Annotated in this window: 14 protein-coding genes; 13 read left to right on the top strand and 1 reads right to left on the bottom strand. The window is 70.8% G+C overall.

The window, feature by feature from the left end; genetic code table 11:
* The first annotated feature begins 53 nt into the window (after nucleotides 1-53).
* From mrdA to ACZ7EG_RS02795, 5 genes are all read left to right on the top strand, one after another.
* Nucleotides 54-2,300 carry a penicillin-binding protein 2 gene (gene mrdA / locus ACZ7EG_RS02815; RefSeq protein WP_471071249.1) on the top strand — a complete coding sequence of 749 codons (2,247 nt, stop codon included), beginning with the start codon at nucleotides 54-56 and terminating at the stop codon, nucleotides 2,298-2,300.
* Nucleotides 2,297-3,499, top strand: coding sequence for a rod shape-determining protein RodA (rodA, locus tag ACZ7EG_RS02810; protein WP_467051167.1), 1,203 nt, complete (start codon nucleotides 2,297-2,299; stop codon nucleotides 3,497-3,499). The genes mrdA and rodA overlap by 4 nt, the downstream gene beginning before the upstream one ends.
* A gap of 21 nt (nucleotides 3,500-3,520) precedes the next feature.
* Nucleotides 3,521-4,129: a hypothetical protein gene (locus tag ACZ7EG_RS02805; protein ID WP_471071244.1), complete on the top strand. Its 609-nt coding sequence runs from the start codon at nucleotides 3,521-3,523 to the stop codon at nucleotides 4,127-4,129.
* Between the two features lie 67 nt (nucleotides 4,130-4,196).
* Nucleotides 4,197-5,702 (top strand): CYTH and CHAD domain-containing protein, encoded by a 1,506-nt coding sequence (locus ACZ7EG_RS02800; RefSeq protein WP_471071240.1) that lies wholly within the window; start codon nucleotides 4,197-4,199, stop codon nucleotides 5,700-5,702.
* Nucleotides 5,703-5,790: 88 nt separating this feature from the next.
* Nucleotides 5,791-7,755, top strand: coding sequence for a TIGR03960 family B12-binding radical SAM protein (locus ACZ7EG_RS02795; protein ID WP_471071236.1), 1,965 nt, complete (start codon nucleotides 5,791-5,793; stop codon nucleotides 7,753-7,755).
* 220 nt (nucleotides 7,756-7,975) lie between these two features.
* Here the strand turns inward: ACZ7EG_RS02795 and ACZ7EG_RS02790 are convergent, their stop codons facing one another.
* Complete coding sequence (locus tag ACZ7EG_RS02790) at nucleotides 7,976-8,251, bottom strand: hypothetical protein (protein WP_471071231.1); 276 nt, start codon at nucleotides 8,249-8,251, stop codon at nucleotides 7,976-7,978.
* A gap of 734 nt (nucleotides 8,252-8,985) precedes the next feature.
* Between ACZ7EG_RS02790 and ACZ7EG_RS02785 the strand changes: the two genes are divergently transcribed.
* From ACZ7EG_RS02785 to rpmA, 8 genes are all read left to right on the top strand, one after another.
* Nucleotides 8,986-9,483, top strand: coding sequence for a DUF2975 domain-containing protein (locus ACZ7EG_RS02785; RefSeq protein ID WP_471071228.1), 498 nt, complete (start codon nucleotides 8,986-8,988; stop codon nucleotides 9,481-9,483).
* Entirely contained in the window at nucleotides 9,483-9,713 is a 231-nt protein-coding gene (locus tag ACZ7EG_RS02780) for a helix-turn-helix domain-containing protein (protein WP_104780597.1), read from the top strand. The genes ACZ7EG_RS02785 and ACZ7EG_RS02780 overlap by 1 nt, the downstream gene beginning before the upstream one ends.
* Nucleotides 9,710-9,955: a hypothetical protein gene (locus ACZ7EG_RS02775; RefSeq protein WP_471071224.1), complete on the top strand. Its 246-nt coding sequence runs from the start codon at nucleotides 9,710-9,712 to the stop codon at nucleotides 9,953-9,955. Before ACZ7EG_RS02780 ends, ACZ7EG_RS02775 begins: the two co-directional genes overlap by 4 nt.
* A gap of 98 nt (nucleotides 9,956-10,053) precedes the next feature.
* A complete protein-coding gene (locus tag ACZ7EG_RS02770; RefSeq protein ID WP_471071221.1) occupies nucleotides 10,054-11,259 on the top strand; it encodes a hypothetical protein in 1,206 nt (401 codons plus the stop codon).
* Between the two features lie 48 nt (nucleotides 11,260-11,307).
* Complete coding sequence (locus ACZ7EG_RS02765) at nucleotides 11,308-12,090, top strand: TIGR03936 family radical SAM-associated protein (RefSeq protein WP_471071218.1); 783 nt, start codon at nucleotides 11,308-11,310, stop codon at nucleotides 12,088-12,090.
* A 260-nt stretch (nucleotides 12,091-12,350) separates the two neighbouring features.
* Entirely contained in the window at nucleotides 12,351-16,697 is a 4,347-nt protein-coding gene (locus ACZ7EG_RS02760; RefSeq protein ID WP_471071215.1) for an Rne/Rng family ribonuclease, read from the top strand.
* A 402-nt stretch (nucleotides 16,698-17,099) separates the two neighbouring features.
* Nucleotides 17,100-17,420 (top strand): 50S ribosomal protein L21, encoded by a 321-nt coding sequence (rplU, locus tag ACZ7EG_RS02755; protein ID WP_030836278.1) that lies wholly within the window; start codon nucleotides 17,100-17,102, stop codon nucleotides 17,418-17,420.
* A 14-nt stretch (nucleotides 17,421-17,434) separates the two neighbouring features.
* Nucleotides 17,435-17,689, top strand: coding sequence for a 50S ribosomal protein L27 (gene rpmA / locus ACZ7EG_RS02750; protein WP_003990207.1), 255 nt, complete (start codon nucleotides 17,435-17,437; stop codon nucleotides 17,687-17,689).
* Nucleotides 17,690-17,731 lie beyond the last annotated feature (42 nt).

Below are 17,731 nucleotides of genomic sequence, written 5' to 3'. Positions count from 1 at the left end.
GCACGGTCGCACCCGCACACCCGTACGCGCACCGAGAGGGGGAGGCAGCCGCAGTGACCAACATTCCCGAGACCGGCAGGAACTCACGGGTCCAGATCCGGCTCGTCGTCATCCAGGTCCTCGTCCTCTCCCTCCTGCTCACCCTCGGCGGACGCCTGTGGTACCTCCAGATCCGTGAGGGCGCCGCCTACGCCAAGGAGGCCTCGGGCAACCACGTCCAGCAGGTCGTCCAGCCGGCCGTCCGCGGCTCGATCCTGGACGCGCGGGGCGTGGCGATCGCGGACAACGAGACGCGGCTCGTGGTCTCCGCCTCCCGCACCGACCTGCTGAAGATGAAGGACGACGGCAAGGAAGTCCTCACCAAGCTCGCCGGGGTCCTGGGCATGACGCCCGAGGACGTCCAGATGAAGGTCCGGCTGTGCGACGCCAAGACGCCGCAGCCCTGCTGGAACGGCTCGCCCTACCAGCCCATCCCCATCACCGACGAGGCCACCGCCAAGCAGGCCCTGCAGATCCGCGAGCGCGCCGAGGACTTCCCCGGCATCACCGCCGAACCGGAGGCCGTGCGCCGCTACCCGAGCCCCGGCAAGGCCAACACCGCCCAGGTCCTCGGCTATCTCTCGCCGGTCACCGACGAGGAGATCAAGAAGGCGCAGAACACCAACTCGCCCTACCTGCGCTCCGACCAGGTCGGCCGCTCGGGCCTGGAGCGCCAGTACGACAAGGCACTGCGCGGCAAAGCCGGCGTCACCCGCTACGAGGTCGACAACCTCGGCCGGGTCATCGGCCAGGCCGAGGCCGACCCGGCCCACCCCGGCGACAACCTCGTCACCAGCATCGACTCCCGGGTCCAGCGCATCGCCGAGTACCAGCTGAACGAGGCCATGAAGGAAGCCCGCAAGCAGCACGACCGCAACACCGGCACCAACTACAAGGCCGACTCCGGCGCCGTCGTGGTGATGGAGGCCAAGACCGGCCGCGTCGTCGCCATGGCCTCGAACCCCACCTACGACCCGAACGCCTGGGTGGGCGGCATCTCCGCCAAGGACTACACACGCCTCACCGGCAAGAGCTCCAACTACCCGCTGCTCAACCGCGCCATCCAGGGCCAGTCGGCCCCCGGCTCCATCTTCAAGGTCATCCCGACGGCCGCCGCGGTCAACGCCGGGTACTCCTTCAACGGCCCCTACAACTGCTCCAGCTCGTACTCGATCGGCGGCCAGGTCTTCAAGAACTTCGAATCCCAGAGCCACGGCCCCATCAGCCTCGGCCGCGCCCTGGAGGTGTCCTGCGACACCGTCTTCTACGCCCTCTCCCACGAGGAATGGAAGCGCGACGGCGGCACCAAGCCGAAGAAGAACGCCAACGACTGGTTCTACAAGACGGCCCACCAGTTCGGCCTCGGCAAGGAAACCGGCATCGACCTGCCCAACGAGGTCACCGGCCGCGTCCCCGACCGCAAGTGGAAGCTGGACTACTGGAAGGCCAACAAGGACGCCTGGTGCCGCACCGGCAAGCGCAACGGCAGCTACGCCGAGAAGATCGCCTACGAGAACTGCCTCGAAGGCAACCGCATGCGCGCCGGTGACTCCGTCAACTACTCCATCGGCCAGGGCGACACGCTCGTCACGCCCATCCAGATGGCCACCATCTACTCCGCCATCTCCAACGGCGGCACCCTCTACAACCCCTCCGTGGGCAAGGCCGTCATCAGCGCCGACGGCAAGACCGTCACGCCGATCAAGCCCGAGGCGCACGGCAAGCTGCCGATGACGCAGAAGACGCGCGACGAGATAGACGAAGCCCTCGCGGGAGTCGCCACCCGCGGTACGGCCGCCTGGAGGTTCGGCGGCTGGCCGCAGGACAAGATCCCGATGCACGCCAAGACGGGTACGGCGGAGGTCTACGGCAAGCAGACGACCTCCTGGTTCGCCACGTACACCAAGGACTACTCGATCGTCATGACGATCTCCCAGGGTGGTACGGGCTCCGGCGCCTCGGGCCCCGCCGTCCGCAACATCTACAACGCGCTGTACGGCGTCTCCGAGGACGGCGACATCGACACGAAGAAGGCACTGCTGCCCACGCCGCAGAAGAGCCTGCCGAAGGTCAAGACGGACGGCACCATCGCCTCCCCGAAGGTCCCGAAGGACCCGGCCAAGGACCAGAAGGCCGACAAGAAGGACCCGAACGCCCCGGCGGACCCGCTCCAGCCGGTCACGTCGGCCCCGCCGTCACCCGAGAACCGTGACACCCGAAGGCGGCGGCGCCGCCGGGGAAGCCGGAGGTGCCCAGCATGACCGGCGGAGTAAACAGCTTCCAGGTCTCCGGCTACGGGCCCGAGCGCTCCGGCTGGACGCGGCTGCTGGCCCGTGACTCGGTGGCGCGGCGGCTCGACTGGCCCATCCTGCTGTCGGCGGTGGCCCTGTCGCTGCTCGGCACGCTCCTGGTCTACTCGGCGACCCGCAACCGCACGGAGCTCAACCAGGGCGACCCGTACTACTTCCTCGTCCGGCACCTGCTGAACACCGGCATCGGCCTCGCGCTGATGGCCGGCACGATCTGGCTCGGCCACCGCGCCCTGCGCACGGCCGTCCCGGTCCTGTACGGCTTCTCGCTGCTGCTGATCCTGCTGGTGCTGACCCCGCTCGGCTCCACCATCAACGGCGCCCACTCCTGGATCAAGCTGCCCGGCGGCTTCTCCCTCCAGCCCTCCGAGTTCGTGAAGGTCACGATCATCCTGGGCATGGCGATGCTGCTGGCGGCCCGGGTCGACGCCGGCGACAAGCAGTACCCCGACCACCGCACGGTCGTGCAGGCGCTCGGCCTGGCCGCCGTGCCGATGCTGATCGTGATGCTGATGCCCGACCTCGGGTCGGTCATGGTGATGGTCATCATCGTGCTCGGCGTGCTGCTGGCCTCCGGGGCGTCCAACCGGTGGGTGTTCGGCCTGCTCGGCGCGGGCACCCTCGGCGCGGTCACCGTCTGGCAGATCGGGATCCTCGACGAGTACCAGATCAACCGCTTCGCCGCCTTCGCCAACCCCGAGCTCGACCCGGCCGGCGTCGGCTACAACACCAACCAGGCCCGCATCGCCATCGGTTCGGGCGGCCTCACCGGCTCCGGCCTCTTCCACGGCTCGCAGACCACCGGCCAGTTCGTGCCCGAACAGCAGACGGACTTCGTCTTCACCGTGGCGGGAGAGGAGCTGGGCTTCCTCGGCGGCGGCCTGATCATCGTGCTCCTCGGCATCGTCCTGTGGCGGGCCTGCCGCATCGCCCGCGAGACCACGGACCTGTACGGCACGATCGTGGCCGCCGGCATCGTCGCCTGGTTCGCCTTCCAGACGTTCGAGAACGTCGGCATGACACTCGGCATCATGCCCGTCACGGGACTGCCGCTGCCGTTCGTGTCGTACGGCGGATCGTCGATGTTCGCCGTGTGGATAGCGGTGGGGTTGTTGCAGTCGATCCGGGTGCAGCGGCCGATGTCGGCCTAGCATCCCGGGAGGGGGAGCGGAATGTCCGGGGAGTACGTGGCCCGGTGCCCGGTGACCGAGGATCTGGTGAGCCGGTTCCTCGCGCTGGCGGAGCTGGATCTGACCGACGGCGATGCCATCGAGGCACGGATGCGAGAGGCCGGCTGGCCCGACTGGTCGCAGGCGGTGGCGGGCCCGGCGTACGAGGACACACCCGACATCCCCGACGCCACCTACGTCACCCCGCAGGGACACTTCGTCACCTGTGACGGCGACGGCTCGCTCCGCCTTCCCTTCGCCTACCTCTACTCGGTCGACGGCGGTCTGCTCGACGAGGACTGCTGGGGCCCCCTGCCCGGCTGGACCAGCGAGGAGGGCGCCTGGCGGCCGGAGTTCGACGCCCACTACGCCGCCGTCGTGCAGCGCTTCACCGACCGGCTGGGGCTGCCGAACCACGACATCCGGCAGCCCCGGTACGACACCCGGTACGTCAGCTGGCGCCTGGAACACAACGTGCTGATCGTCGGGCAGGGCCCGGAGCCGCTGTCGTACCACCAGTTCGAGGACGCCCATGTGTACCTCGTCTCCCGGACGGCGAAGGACGCGCCGTTCCCGGACGGCGAGGAACTGCGGGCCCTGCTGGCGACCTGAACGTGACGGCCCGCCCGGAAGGCGCCCACCACTGATGTCCAGGCCGGTCAGCCACTAGATTTGTTGCATGGCGGAGACGAAACGCGAGATCGAGCGCAAGTACGAATCCGACGAAGGCGGGCTTCCCGACCTGACCGGCGTCGCCGGGGTCGCGGCCGTCGTGGACAAGGGCGTTGCCCACCTCGACGCCACCTACCACGACACCGCGGACGAACGCCTCGCCGCGTCGTCCGTCACCCTGCGCCGCCGCACCGGTGGCTCCGACGCCGGCTGGCACCTCAAGTTCCCGATCGCTCCGGACGTCCGCGACGAGATCCGCGCCCCGCTCTCCGACACCCTTCCCCACGACCTCGCCGCGCTGATCCGCTCCCGCGTCCGCGACAGCGAGCTGCTTCCCGTGGTCAGGCTGCGCTCCGAGCGCGACGTACGGCACCTGCTCGACACCGACGGCCGGCTGCTCGCCGAGGTGAGCGTGGACACCGTGCACGCCGAGCGGCTCACGGGGCGCGGCGGCGAAGCGCAGTGGACCGAGATCGAGGTGGAACTCGCCGACGGGGGCGACCCGGCCCTGCTCGACAAGGTGGAGAAGCGACTGCGCAAGGCGGGCGTACGGCCGTCGGCGTCGTCGTCGAAGCTGGCCCGCGCCCTGGAGGAGACGGCACCGGGGAAGCGGCGCAGGTCAGCGTCCGTCCGGAAACCAGTGACCGCCGGAGACCATGTGCTCGCCTACATGCGCACCCAGCGGGACGCGATCGTCGAGCTCGATCCCGCCGTCCGCCGGGACGCCGAGGACTCCGTGCACAGCATGCGGGTGGCCACCCGCCGGCTGCGCAGCACGTTCAAGTCGTTCGGCGAGATCCTCGACCGGGCCGTCACCGGCCCCGTCGCCGACGAGCTCAAGTGGCTCGCCGGCGAGCTGGGCCTGGACCGGGACCGCGAGGTGCTGGCCGAGCGGCTGACGTCGGCCGTCGACGAGGTGCCCCAGGGCCTGGTCCGCGGCCCGGTCGCCGGGCGCCTTCACTCCTGGTCGAGCGCCGAACACGGAAGCGCCCGCGGCCGCCTCCTCGGTGTCCTGGACTCCCACCGCTACCTGACCCTGCTCGACACCCTGGACGCACTGATCGCCGACCCGCCCCTGCTGAAGGCGGCCGGCAAGAAACCCCGCAAGCCGATCGCCAAGGCCGTGCGGAAGGACTTCCGCAAGGTGTCGAAGCTGATCGCGCGGGCGGCGGACCTGGAGCCCGGCACCGACCGGGACGCCGTGCTGCACGATGCCCGCAAGAAGGCCAAACGCACCCGCTACGCGGCCGAGGCTGCCGAACCCGTCCTCGGCAAACCGGCCAAGGCCATGGTCAAGTCCATGAAGGGGCTGCAGAACCTGCTCGGTGAGCACCAAGACAGCGTGATGGCCCGGCAGACCCTGCGCGAGCTGTCGGCGGTCGCCCACGCCGCGGGGGAGAGCGCCTTCACCTACGGCCTTCTCCATGAACGCGAGGAGCAGCGAGCGCTGCGCGTGGAGGCGGAACTGCCCGGGTTCTGGGACGGGATCAAGGACCGTGCGGCGGACCTCTGATCGTCCGGCGTACGGAGGTACCCCGCGACCGCGTTAGTCTGGATGGTCAACCCCTGTCAGTTCAGTCCAGCTCACGAAGGTGCGCGACATGCCTGCCGAAGTCGCTGCGTCGGTCTTCCCGCAGCTCGAAGCTCTGCTCCCGCATGTGCAGAAGCCGATCCAGTACGTCGGCGGAGAGCTCAACTCCACGGTCAAGGACTGGGACTCCTGTGACGTCCGCTGGGCGCTCATGTACCCGGACGCCTACGAGGTCGGTCTTCCCAACCAGGGCGTCATGATCCTCTACGAGGTGCTCAACGAGCAGCAGGGCGTCCTCGCCGAGCGCACCTACAGCGTGTGGCCGGACCTCGAGGAGCTCATGCGGGAGCACCACGTCCCGCAGTTCACGGTGGACAGCCACCGGCCGGTGAAGGCCTTCGACGTGTTCGGCCTGTCCTTCTCCACGGAGCTGGGCTACACGAACATGCTGGCCGCCCTAGACCTGGCCGGCATCCCGCTGGAGTCCAAGGACCGTGGTCTGGACGACCCGATCGTCCTGGCCGGCGGCCACGCGGCGTTCAACCCCGAGCCGATCGCCGACTTCATCGACTGCGCCGTGATCGGCGACGGCGAGCAGGCGGTCCTGGAGATCACCGCGATCGTCCGCGCCTGGAAGGCGGAGGGCCGCCCCGGCGGCCGCGAGGAACTCCTCTTCCGTCTCGCGAAGACCGGCGGGGTGTACGTGCCCGGCTTCTACGACGTCGAGTACCTGCCGGACGGCCGGATCGCCCGTGTCGTGCCGAAGCGCAGCGGGGTCCCGTGGCGGGTCTCCAAGCACACCGTCATGGACCTCGACGAGTGGCCCTACCCCAAGCAGCCGCTGGTCCCGTTGGCCGAGACGGTCCACGAGCGCATGTCGGTGGAGATCTTCCGCGGCTGCACCCGCGGCTGCCGCTTCTGCCAGGCCGGCATGATCACGCGCCCGGTGCGCGAGCGGTCCATCACGGGCATCGGCGACATGGTGGAGAAGGGCCTGAAGGCGACGGGCTTCGAGGAGGTCGGCCTGCTGTCCCTGTCCTCCGCCGACCACACGGAGATCGGCGACATCGCCAAGGGCCTCGCCGACCGCTACGAGGACGACAAGATCGGCCTGTCGCTCCCCTCCACCCGCGTGGACGCCTTCAACATCGACCTGGCCAACGAGCTGACCAGGAACGGCCGCCGCTCGGGCCTCACCTTCGCCCCCGAGGGCGGCTCGGAACGCATCCGCAAGGTCATCAACAAGATGGTCTCGGAGGACGACCTGATCCGCACGGTCGCGACGGCTTACGGCAACGGCTGGCGCCAGGTGAAGCTGTACTTCATGTGCGGCCTGCCGACGGAGACCGACGACGACGTTCTCCAGATCGCCGACATGGCGACGAAGGTCATCGCCAAGGGCCGCGAGGTCTCCCGCTCCAACGACATCCGCTGCACGGTGTCGATCGGCGGCTTCGTCCCCAAGCCGCACACGCCGTTCCAGTGGGCCCCGCAGCTCTCCGCGGAGGAGACGGACGCCCGGCTGCAGAAGCTGCGGGACAAGATCCGCGGCGACAAGAAGTACGGCCGCTCGATCGGCTTCCGCTACCACGACGGCAAGCCCGGCATCGTCGAGGGCCTCCTGTCCCGGGGAGACCGCCGCATCGGCGCGGTCATCCGCGCGGTCTACGACGACGGCGGCCGTTTCGACGGCTGGCGCGAGCACTTCTCGTACGACCGCTGGATGCAGTGTGCCGACAAGGCACTGGCCCCCTTCGGCGTCGACGTCGACTGGTACACCACCCGCGAGCGCACCTACGAGGAGGTCCTCCCCTGGGACCACCTCGACTCCGGCCTGGACAAGGACTGGCTCTGGGAGGACTGGCAGGACGCCCTCGACGAGACCGAGGTCGACGACTGCCGCTGGACGCCGTGCTTCGACTGCGGGGTCTGCCCGCAGATGGACACCAGCATCCAGATCGGCCCGACGGGCAAGAAGCTGCTGCCTCTCACGGTCAAGAACGCCGCGCCGGCTCCGAGCGGGCACGAGCACTGAGGTGAGTGACGTGCTCGTTCGTGTGACGGGCGCCTTGGCGGGGGCGAGTGAGGACGCGTGGGCCTGAACCTGTCGGAGCCTCGCTGAAGCCCTGCGCGACCACTGCGCCCCCTTCGACCCGGAGGGGGCGCGGTCAGTCGTCTTGGCGCCGCGTTCTGGAAAAGCGATGAAGGGCGCGACATGGCGAAGGGCGATTGCCTCAGTGCTTGATGTTTTTCGTCTATAGGAATATCTGATGCCAGTGGGACTTGTCCGGGCCGCTGGGAATGTGGTGCCATCCCGAGGGCCACTCATCGTCGTAGGCCTGCACATCCGGCATTGTCAGGGCGTTGACCGTGTATCCCTGGGATTCCAGAAAGCGCTTCATGACCCCGCGAGGGTCCGCCTTCAGTTTCTCTCGTGATGCATCATCGAGGTCGAGGGAGATTTTGTAGACCTCAACCGTTTCCTCTCCCACTTTTCTGACGGTACCGCGAAGCTCAGGTTCTTCGGGCATGACAGACTCCATTCCACTCCGCTTTTGTCTCTGTCCGCTTGAGGTCGTACGCATCTCGCCTGCGTGTTCGTCTTCGGCCCGACCAGGCCCGGCCGAAGACGCTTCAGTCAAAGTCGTGGGAGGCGAAATGATGACGACAGGCGGCGCGAGCGCAAAGGGGCCCAGCTTGCAGTCGTCCGGCACGCCCTCTCCAGTCAAGCCTCCTCAAGAACCGTCTTCTCTTGCGGCGTCTTACCTTTCCACCATCACACCGCTGGACCGCTGACGCACCCCCTGGCCACGGGCGCGACCTCTCGATCGGGGCGCGGGATGGAAAGAACGAGACATTGATGTGGTTTGCCTGAACGTGCAATCGATGCATTGACTCGCACAGGTGGCTTCTGTTCGGCGGGCTTCATGAATTGCCGGATCCGCTCCCGCGGCTCATCCGAAGAAGGGGGCGACGAAGAACACGAAGCTCGCGTCGCGTCCCGGGCGGGGAGGAGGCGGGAGGTGAGAGGGCCGTTCCGAGGGGGACCCGCTAAGGAGGTCGAGTTGGTGACGCTCCCCCGGGGGATCGACCCGGCCAGGTTCCCCCAGTTCAGAATGTGTGCTGGGGGAGCCGTCGGTCCGGCGGCGGCTCTGGTGATGCGTCGCGACCGAGTCCGGGGCGAGCAGGTCGCCTGTCGGCAGCCCCTTGCCCACCCTATCGACTTTCGATAGATTTCCATCGTGAGGCGATCGAAGGGGTGGCAATGGGGAAGCTGGCCGTGGCGGCGTTGCGTGGGGTGCTCGTGGTGCTGCTCGCAGGGTCGTTGTTCGTGCAGGCGGTGATGGTGCCGCTGCTGGCCGTGGACATGAACGGACTCAGGGCCGAGTACGCGTATCTGCGCACTCCGATCCTCGTGATCACGGTCCTGGGTATCGTGACGGCCCAGGTCGTCGTGGTCTGCGTGTGGCGGCTGGTGACGATGGTGCGCCGCGGGACGGTGTTCTCCACTGCCGCCTTCCGCTATGTGCACATCGTGATCGGCGCGTTCGTGGCGGCCGCCCTGCTGGTCTTCGCGCTCGCGGTCGTGCTCGCGCCGGGCGAGGCCGTAGCTCCGGGGGTGGTCCTTCTGCTGTGCGGGGTGGTGGTGGCCGTGCTCGGCGTCGCGCTGGTCGTGCTCGTGCTGCGGATGCTGCTCGCGCAGGCCGTCGCGCGCGACATCGAGGCGGCCCAGATGCAGGCAGAGCTGGAAGAGGTCATCTGATGCCGATCGCCGTCGACATCGACGTGATGCTGGCCAAGCGCAAGATGTCGGTGGGGGAACTGGCGGAACGCGTCGGCATCACCCCGGCCAACCTGGCGGTCCTCAAGAACGGCCGCGCCAAGGCGGTCCGCTTCTCCACCCTCGCCGCGCTGTGCGAGGTGCTGGAGTGCCAGCCGGGGGATCTGCTGCGCTGGGAGACGGACGGAGCGGCGGACCCGACGATGCCGTGACGGAGAACATCGGCATCGGTCCTGCCCGGCCTTCCGAACTCGCGGCCGTGGCAGCCCTCCGGTGGGAGTGGCTCGTCGAGCACGGCTCGGAGGACCTCGGCGAACGCGAGAAGCTCGTACGGCACTTCGTCGGGCTGGAACGCGTGACCGTCCACTCCAGTGGGCGAGCCGTCCCCGCGTACGCCCGCAGCGGCTTTCAGGAGTCGCCCCGGCTGCTGCAGGCGCAGGTCGCCCGCGTCTGAGCCGTACGATCTTGCGGCCGAGTGGCGGAATCGCGGGAGAACGGGGCGGGTTGTGCGGTGCTGGATCCGGACGGGGCACTGAGAGCGTCTACGACGGTATGGATCTGGAGAAGCATTCTCGCGAGGGTTCCGAGGCGCGGGTCGATCTGCACAAGCGGCCGGCCGAGCCGCCCGTCCCGCGCGAGCCGCAGGCGCCCGAGGGGTGCCTCGCCGTCGCCATCCGGATTCCCGTACGGATCATCGTGCTGGTCCTGGTCGTGCCCGTGCGGATGCTGTGGGACGCGCTCGTCGTCACCGGGCGGTTCCTGAACGACACGCTGCTCCGGCCGCTCGGCCGGGCACTGCTGTGGCTCGGGCGTGCGGTGTTCGTCTGGCCGTTCGTGGGGGTGTGGCGCTACGTCGTCGTCCCGGTGGGCAAGGCCCTCGGATGGCTCGGCAACGTCCTCGTCGTCGTGCCGCTGGTGTGGCTGTACCGCTGCGTGCTGACGCCGGTGGGGCACGCGATCGCATGGGTCGCCCGGGGTTTCGGGGCCGCGATCGGCTGGGTCGCGCGGGGTGCGGGAGCCGCGCTCGGCTGGGTGTACGCGTACCTGCTCACGCCCGTCGGGCACGCGGTGACGTGGGTCCTGAAGGGGCTCGGCGGTGGACTGGCCGCGCTCGGCATCGGCGTCTGGACGGTCGTGTCCTGGCTCGCGAAGTACCTCGTCGCCGTACCGGCCGTGTGGCTGTACACCTGGGTGCTCGCGCCCGTCGGCCGCGCGGTCGCGTGGTGCGCCAAGGGGCTGGTGTGGCTGGTGAGCACGGCCGTCACCGGCATCGGCGTGGCCCTCTACTGGATCGCCCGCGTCCTGCTCGTCCTGCCCGCGCTCGCCCTCTGGCGGTGGGTCCTCACGCCGGTCGGACGCGTCCTCGCCGTCATCGGGCGGGAGGTGTGGGACGCCCTCGGTCACGCCTGGCGCGTCGCCGGGCACATCTCGCTGGCCGTCGGGCGGTTCCTCGGCACCCTCCTGCGGTGGATCTTCGTCGAGCCGGTGCGGTGGGTGTACCGCAGTGTCCTGACGCCCGTCGGGCACGTCGTCCGGGACACCGTCCTGCGGCCCGCCGCCGAGGCCGCCCGCAGTGTGCGGCGGGCCACCCGGCAGGCAGTGGCCGCCGCCCGGGAATCCGTACGCCAGGCCCGCGCCGACTTCCGGCGGATGCTCTTCGGCGAGCCGCGCCGGCCGCAGCTCGCCGACCGCGGGGAACCTTCACGACGCGAGGCACGTACTCTTGGTAGCAGTACGACCGCTCTCACGAAGGACTGAACGACACTGGGCAAGCGACAGCCCGAAGGCCCGCCGCCCGCACCCGCGGTGCAGCGCATCCGACTGCGTTACACCAAGCGCGGCCGCCTCCGGTTCACCAGCCACCGTGACTTCCAGCGCGCCTTCGAGCGTGCGTTGCGCCGTGCCGAGGTGCCGATGGCCTACTCGGCGGGCTTCACACCGCACCCGAAGGTGTCGTACGCCAATGCCGCACCCACCGGCACGGGCAGTGAGGCGGAGTACCTCGAGATCGCCCTCACCGCGCCCCGCGACCCGGAGCAGCTCAGGGCCCTTCTCGACGAGTCGCTGCCCACCGGGCTCGACATCACCGAGGCGGTCGAGGCCCGCACCTCGGGACTCGCCGACCGGCTGACGGCTTCCGTCTGGGAGCTCCGGCTGGACGGAGTGGCGCCGGAGGAGGCCCGCCGGGCGGCGGACGCCTTCAACGCGGCCGAGACCGTCGAGGTCCAGCGGCTGGCCAAGAACGGCGTCCGTACGTTCGACGCCCGTGCCGCCGTGGCGAGCCTCGAGGTCCGCGACCTCACGGAAACGCACAGTTCGCAGGCTGATAGGCCGACCGACCAGCCCTGTGCGATACTGCGGCTGGTTGTTCGGCACGTGACGCCTGCCGTACGACCCGACGACGTCCTGTCCGGACTCCGCGCCGTGGCCGACCTGGCGCCGCCGGTCCCCGCAGCGGTGACCAGGCTGGCGCAGGGGCTGTTCGATGAAGAGACCGGCACGGTGACCGACCCGCTCGCGCCTGACCGCGAGGCAGTCGAGGCCCACTCAACGGCCGAACCGACCGCCACCGCGACGGCGCCGGCGTAAGGAAGGTTCCGCGTAGGGACGGACGTCGTAGCGCCGCCCTCGGACTCGGGAGCCACCTGGGTCGGGCAGCGTACCGACCAGAAGACTTTCGCCAGGCCGTACGCATTCGGCATACGGAACCGGCGAGACAGGACACAGAGAGCTCCCGTGCGGCGCCCGCGCCCCGGACGGCGGCGAACGCGCACAGCGCGCGCCGCGGACGTCACCGGCATCGCCGGGCCAGGCGCGGCGCCCGGGAGCCTGACGGGAGACAAGCCCGCATGCTCGAACCGACCGAACCCACAGAGTCCTCCACGGGCTCCGAACAGAACACCCCCAGCGACACCCTGCCGCCCCGCCGGCGGCGCCGTGCCGCATCCCGCCCGGCGGGCCCGCCCACCGGTGCCTCCTCCGACGCGCCGGTGGAGACCGTCGCGCCGGCCATACCGGCCGCTGAGGCCGAGGACCTCGCGGCCGACGTCGTGGAGGCCGACGAGGTCGAGGAAGCCGCTGCCGAGGCGGACAAGGCTCCGGAGGCCGTCGAGAGTGACGAGGCCGCCGCGCCCGCCCCGCCCAAGCGGCGTCGCGCCGTGCGCCGTGCCTCGGCACCTGCCGGCGCTCCGGAAGCCGCAGCGGTCGCCGAGACCGTGGTCCCGGTGACCGCCGGCAGCCCCGCCGCCGACCGGACGGCCGAGCCGTCCGAGGCCGCCGCGCCCGCCGAGGCCGCCGCGCCCGCCGAGGTTTCCGAGGACGCCGCCCCCAGGCGCGCCCGGCGTCGTGCCACCCGCACCGTGACCTCGCCCGCCGCCGCTCCTGCGGAGACGGCCGAGACGGCCGAGACGGCCGAGACGGCCGAGACGGCCGAGGCGCCGGTCGAGGCCGAGGCCGCCCAGCCGGCGGTCGTGACCGACGGCGCCGTCGAAGGTGCCGAGGCCGCTGAAGAGGCTGCTCCGCGTCGGACTCGCCGACGTGCCTCGCGGCGGGCGTCCGCGCCTGCCGGGGCGCCTTCCGCCGCGGACGCGGTGGAGGGGAACGCCGAGGAGACCAAGGCACCTGTGACCGAGAACCCCGCCGCCGAGCCCGCCCCTGCGTCCGAGGTCACCGGCTCCGAGACCGCGGCCGCCGAGCCCGCCCCTGCGTCCGAGGTCACCGGCTCCGAGACCGCTGCCGCCGAGCCCGCCCGCGCTGCCGAGGTCCGCGCCGAAACCGCCGCCGAGTCGGCCGAGTCGGTCGAAGGGGCCGGTCCGCGTCGCCGCCGCCGGGTCGTGCGCCGGGCCGCCGGCGGCTTCGCCGAGCCCGCCCAGCCCGCCAAGGGCGGGAGGGCCTCTCAGGCCGCCGCTCGGGTGTCCGCGGATGCGGCCGACAGCGAGAGCGAGTCGTCCTCGCGTCCGAGGCGGCCCGCCGTCGCGCTGTTCCAGGCGCCCGTCTTCACCGAGCCCCAGTTCCAGACGCCGGAGCGGGCCGCTGCCGCTGCCGCCGCCGAGGCGGCCGGGGCCGAGGAGCCCCAGGAGGCCGAGGAGTCCGCGCCGGCCGAGGCTCAGCGCGAGGAGCAGAGCGGCGGCTCGCGTCGCCGCCGCCGTCGCCGCAGCGGTGGCGACGAGCCCGAGGCGCAGGCTCCCGAGACCGCCGCCGCCGACACCACCGCCGAGGAGGCGGAGGAGGCCGACGACTCCGCCGAGGACCAGGCCGACGGCGACGAGCAGGACGAGTCCGAGGGCACCGGCTCGCGCCGCCGCCGTCGCCGGGGCGGTCGCCGCCGCCGGCGTGGTGAGTCCGCCGACTCCGACGGTGAGGGCGGCGAGGACGCCGAGTCCGAGTCGGCCGCCGCGCAGGACGCCGAGGACAGCGCCGAGGAGGACGACGAGGACTCCGAGGACGCCACCGACCGCGACGAGTCCGGCGGGGGCGGCTCCAGCAGCAGCCGTCGTCGCCGTCGCCGCCGTCGCCGTGCCGGTGACTCCGGCACCGACTCCGAGCCCTCGGACGACGACCCCGAGCGCACGGTCGTCAAGGTCCGCGAGCCCCGCCCCAAGGCAGAGCCGTCCGACGAGGTGCAGTCCATCAAGGGCTCGACCCGCCTGGAGGCCAAGAAGCAGCGCCGCCGCGAAGGCCGCGAGCAGGGCCGCCGGCGCGTCCCGATCATCACCGAGGCCGAGTTCCTGGCCCGCCGCGAGGCCGTCGAGCGCGTGATGGTCGTCCGCCAGCACGGCGACCGCACGCAGATCGGCGTCCTCGAGGACAACGTGCTCGTCGAGCACTACGTCAACAAGGAGCAGTCGACCTCGTACGTCGGCAACGTCTACCTCGGCAAGGTGCAGAACGTGCTGCCGTCGATGGAGGCCGCCTTCATCGACATCGGCAAGGGCCGCAACGCCGTCCTGTACGCCGGTGAGGTCAACTTCGAGGCGCTGGGCATGGCCAACGGGCCGCGGCGCATCGAGTCCGCCCTGAAGTCCGGCCAGTCCGTGCTCGTCCAGGTGACGAAGGACCCGATCGGCCACAAGGGCGCCCGCCTCACCAGCCAGGTCTCCCTCCCGGGCCGCTACCTCGTGTACGTGCCCGAGGGCTCCATGACCGGCATCAGCCGCAAGCTGCCCGACACCGAGCGGGCCCGGCTGAAGACCATCCTCAAGAAGATCGTCCCCGAGGACGCGGGCGTCATCGTGCGCACCGCCGCCGAGGGCGCGAGCGAGGACGAGCTGCGCCGGGACGTCGAGCGGCTGCAGCAGCAGTGGGAGGACATCCAGAAGAAGGCCAAGAACGGCAACGCGCCGACGCTGCTGTACGGCGAGCCGGACATGACGGTCCGGGTCGTGCGCGACATCTTCAACGAGGACTTCTCCAAGGTCGTCGTCAGCGGTGACGAGGCGTGGTCGACCATCCACGGCTACGTCTCGCACGTCGCGCCGGACCTCGCCGAGCGGCTGTCGAAGTGGACCTCCGAGGTCGACGTCTTCGCCACGTACCGGATCGACGAGCAGCTCGCCAAGGCCCTGGACCGCAAGGTCTGGCTGCCCAGCGGCGGCTCGCTGGTGATCGACCGGACCGAGGCGATGGTCGTGGTCGACGTCAACACCGGCAAGTTCACCGGCCAGGGCGGCAACCTCGAGGAGACCGTCACCAGGAACAACCTGGAGGCGGCCGAGGAGATCGTGCGTCAGCTGCGGCTGCGGGACCTCGGCGGCATCATCGTCATCGACTTCATCGACATGGTGCTGGAGTCCAACCGGGACCTGGTGCTGCGGCGCCTGCTGGAGTGCCTGGGCCGCGACCGCACGAAGCACCAGGTCGCCGAGGTGACCTCGCTGGGGCTCGTGCAGATGACCCGCAAGCGGGTCGGGCAGGGGCTGCTGGAGTCCTTCTCCGAGACCTGCGTCCACTGCAACGGACGCGGTGTCATCGTGCACATGGAGCAGCCGACGGCCCCCGGGGGCGGCGGCAAGCGCAAGAAGCGCGCGCGTGCCGGCGCCGCCGAGCAGCCGCACGTGCACGAGGCGGCCGTCGAGACCGCCGAGCAGGAGGCCGAGACCGAGGCCGAGGTCGGAGCCGAGGCCGCCGAGCCGATCGCGCTGCCCGAGCCGTCCTTCGAGCCCGACGAGGAGCTGTACAGCAGCGCCGCTGAGGCGGAGGCCGCGGCCGGCCGTGGGCGGTCGCGTCGCCGGGCGAGCCGGCGGGCGTCGGCTCCGGCGGGCTCGCCGCGCGGTGAGGCCGCGGAGCCGAAGGCCGAGCAGGGCAGGGAGAAGACCCGGCGGGGCAGGGGCAGGGCCGAGCAGGCCGAGGCCGAGGTGCCGACGGCGCAGGACGTGACCGCCGAGCAGGAGGTCGCCCGTCCGGTGCAGCCGGAGCCGGCCGCCGAGGCGCAGGCCGAGCCGATGGCCGTGGAGGACCCGGTGGTCGAGGCCGCTCAGGCCCCGTCGGCCGCTCAGGCCTCTGAGCCGGCTCAGGCTTCTCAGTCGGCTCAGGCTTCTGAGGCCGCTCCGGTCGAGGAAGCGGCGCCCAAGGGCCGTACCCGGCGTCGGGCCACCCGCAAGGTGTCCGCTCCGGCCGGTTCCCCGGCCGGGGCCGAGGCGACCGTGGTGACGGTCGCCGAGACCGCCCCGGTGGCCGACGCCGCTGAGGCGCCCGAGCAGGACGCGCAGCCCGAGGCCGCCGAGCCGGTCGCCGAGGCGCCCGCCGGGAACGCCGCCCCGGCCCGTCCGCGGCGTCGTGCCGTGCGCAAGCCCACGGTGTCCACGGCGTCCGAGGAGACGGCCGTCGTGGTCGTCCCGTCGGCAGCGTCCGAGGAGGCCACGGAAGCGCCCGCGTCCGAGGAGGCCGCAGGGGGGCCCGCGTCCGAGGAGGCCGCAGGGTTGCCCGCGTCCGACGGTGCCGCCACGAAGGAGGCCGCCGAGGAGTCGGCCCCCGCCAAGAAGACGGCCCGCAAGACGGCCAAGAAGGCCACGGCGAAGAAGGCCGCCACCACGAAGAAGACCGCGGCGAAGAAGACCGCGGCCAAGAAGACGACGGCCAAGAAGGCGGCGAAGACCACCAAGACCGCCGCCAAGAAGACCGCGTCGAAGAAGACCGTGGCGGCGGAGCAGTCGGCGTCCGCCGGGGCCTCCGTCTCGGCCTCCACCGACGAGGGCTGACCGGCCTCGTCTGCCCCCGGGGCGTGCGCGAACCTCGCGTACGCCCCGGGACGCGACCGGCGTGACCGGTCGCACAGGCGGCGGGTCATGACCGGCCTCGTCTGCCCCGGGGCGTGCGCGAACCTTGTGTATGCCCCGGGGCACGCGACCGCCGGGGCGTGCGCGAACCTCGCGTACGCCCGGGACGCGACCGGCGTGACCGGTCGCACAGGCCGCGGGTCCGGCTCGGTTTGACCCCTTCGGCCGCGGCCCCGTAACCTTGACCGTCGGCGTGTCGACTGACACGTCACATCCCCGTAAACCTTCATCCTCCGGGCGCCGGGCGCCCAGGAGAGGCTGCTCGCTGAGTCGGGCGGCTGGCCTGCGGGGGTGCCGTTTCCCGAGCTAGAGAGTGAGTTCCGCGTGTACGCCATCGTGCGCAGCGGTGGTCGCCAGCACAAGGTTGCTGTCGGCGACATCGTTGAGGTTGACAAGATTTCCACTGCCAAGGTTGGCGACTCGGTCGAGCTCTCGACCCTGCTCGTTGTCGACGGCGACGCCGTGACCAGCGACCCGTGGGTGCTGGCCGGCATCAAGGTCCAGGCCGAGGTCGTGGACCACCACAAGGGCCAGAAGATCGACATTCTGCGCTACAAGAACAAGACCGGTTACCGCCGTCGCCAGGGCCACCGCCAGCAGTACACGGCGATCAAGGTCACTGAGATCCCCACGGCTGCGAAGTAAGGGACTGAGGAGAAATGGCACACAAGAAGGGCGCATCGTCCACCCGGAACGGTCGCGACTCCAATGCCCAGCGGCTCGGCGTGAAGCGCTTCGGCGGTCAGGTCGTCAACGCGGGTGAGATCCTGGTCCGTCAGCGTGGCACCCACTTCCACCCGGGCGCCGGTGTCGGCCGTGGCGGCGACGACACGCTGTTCGCCCTCGAGGCCGGTTCGGTGCAGTTCGGCACCCACCGTGGCCGCAAGGTCGTGAACATCGTTCCGGTCGCCTGATCGGAAGCTTTCGCGAGGCGGACCTCACTTCCCTCACGGGAA

It is taken from the genome of Streptomyces sp. NPDC037100 (assembly GCF_055606225.1).
The sequence above is the reverse complement of the archived record's forward strand: the minus strand, read 5'-3'. Positions and strand labels throughout refer to the sequence as shown.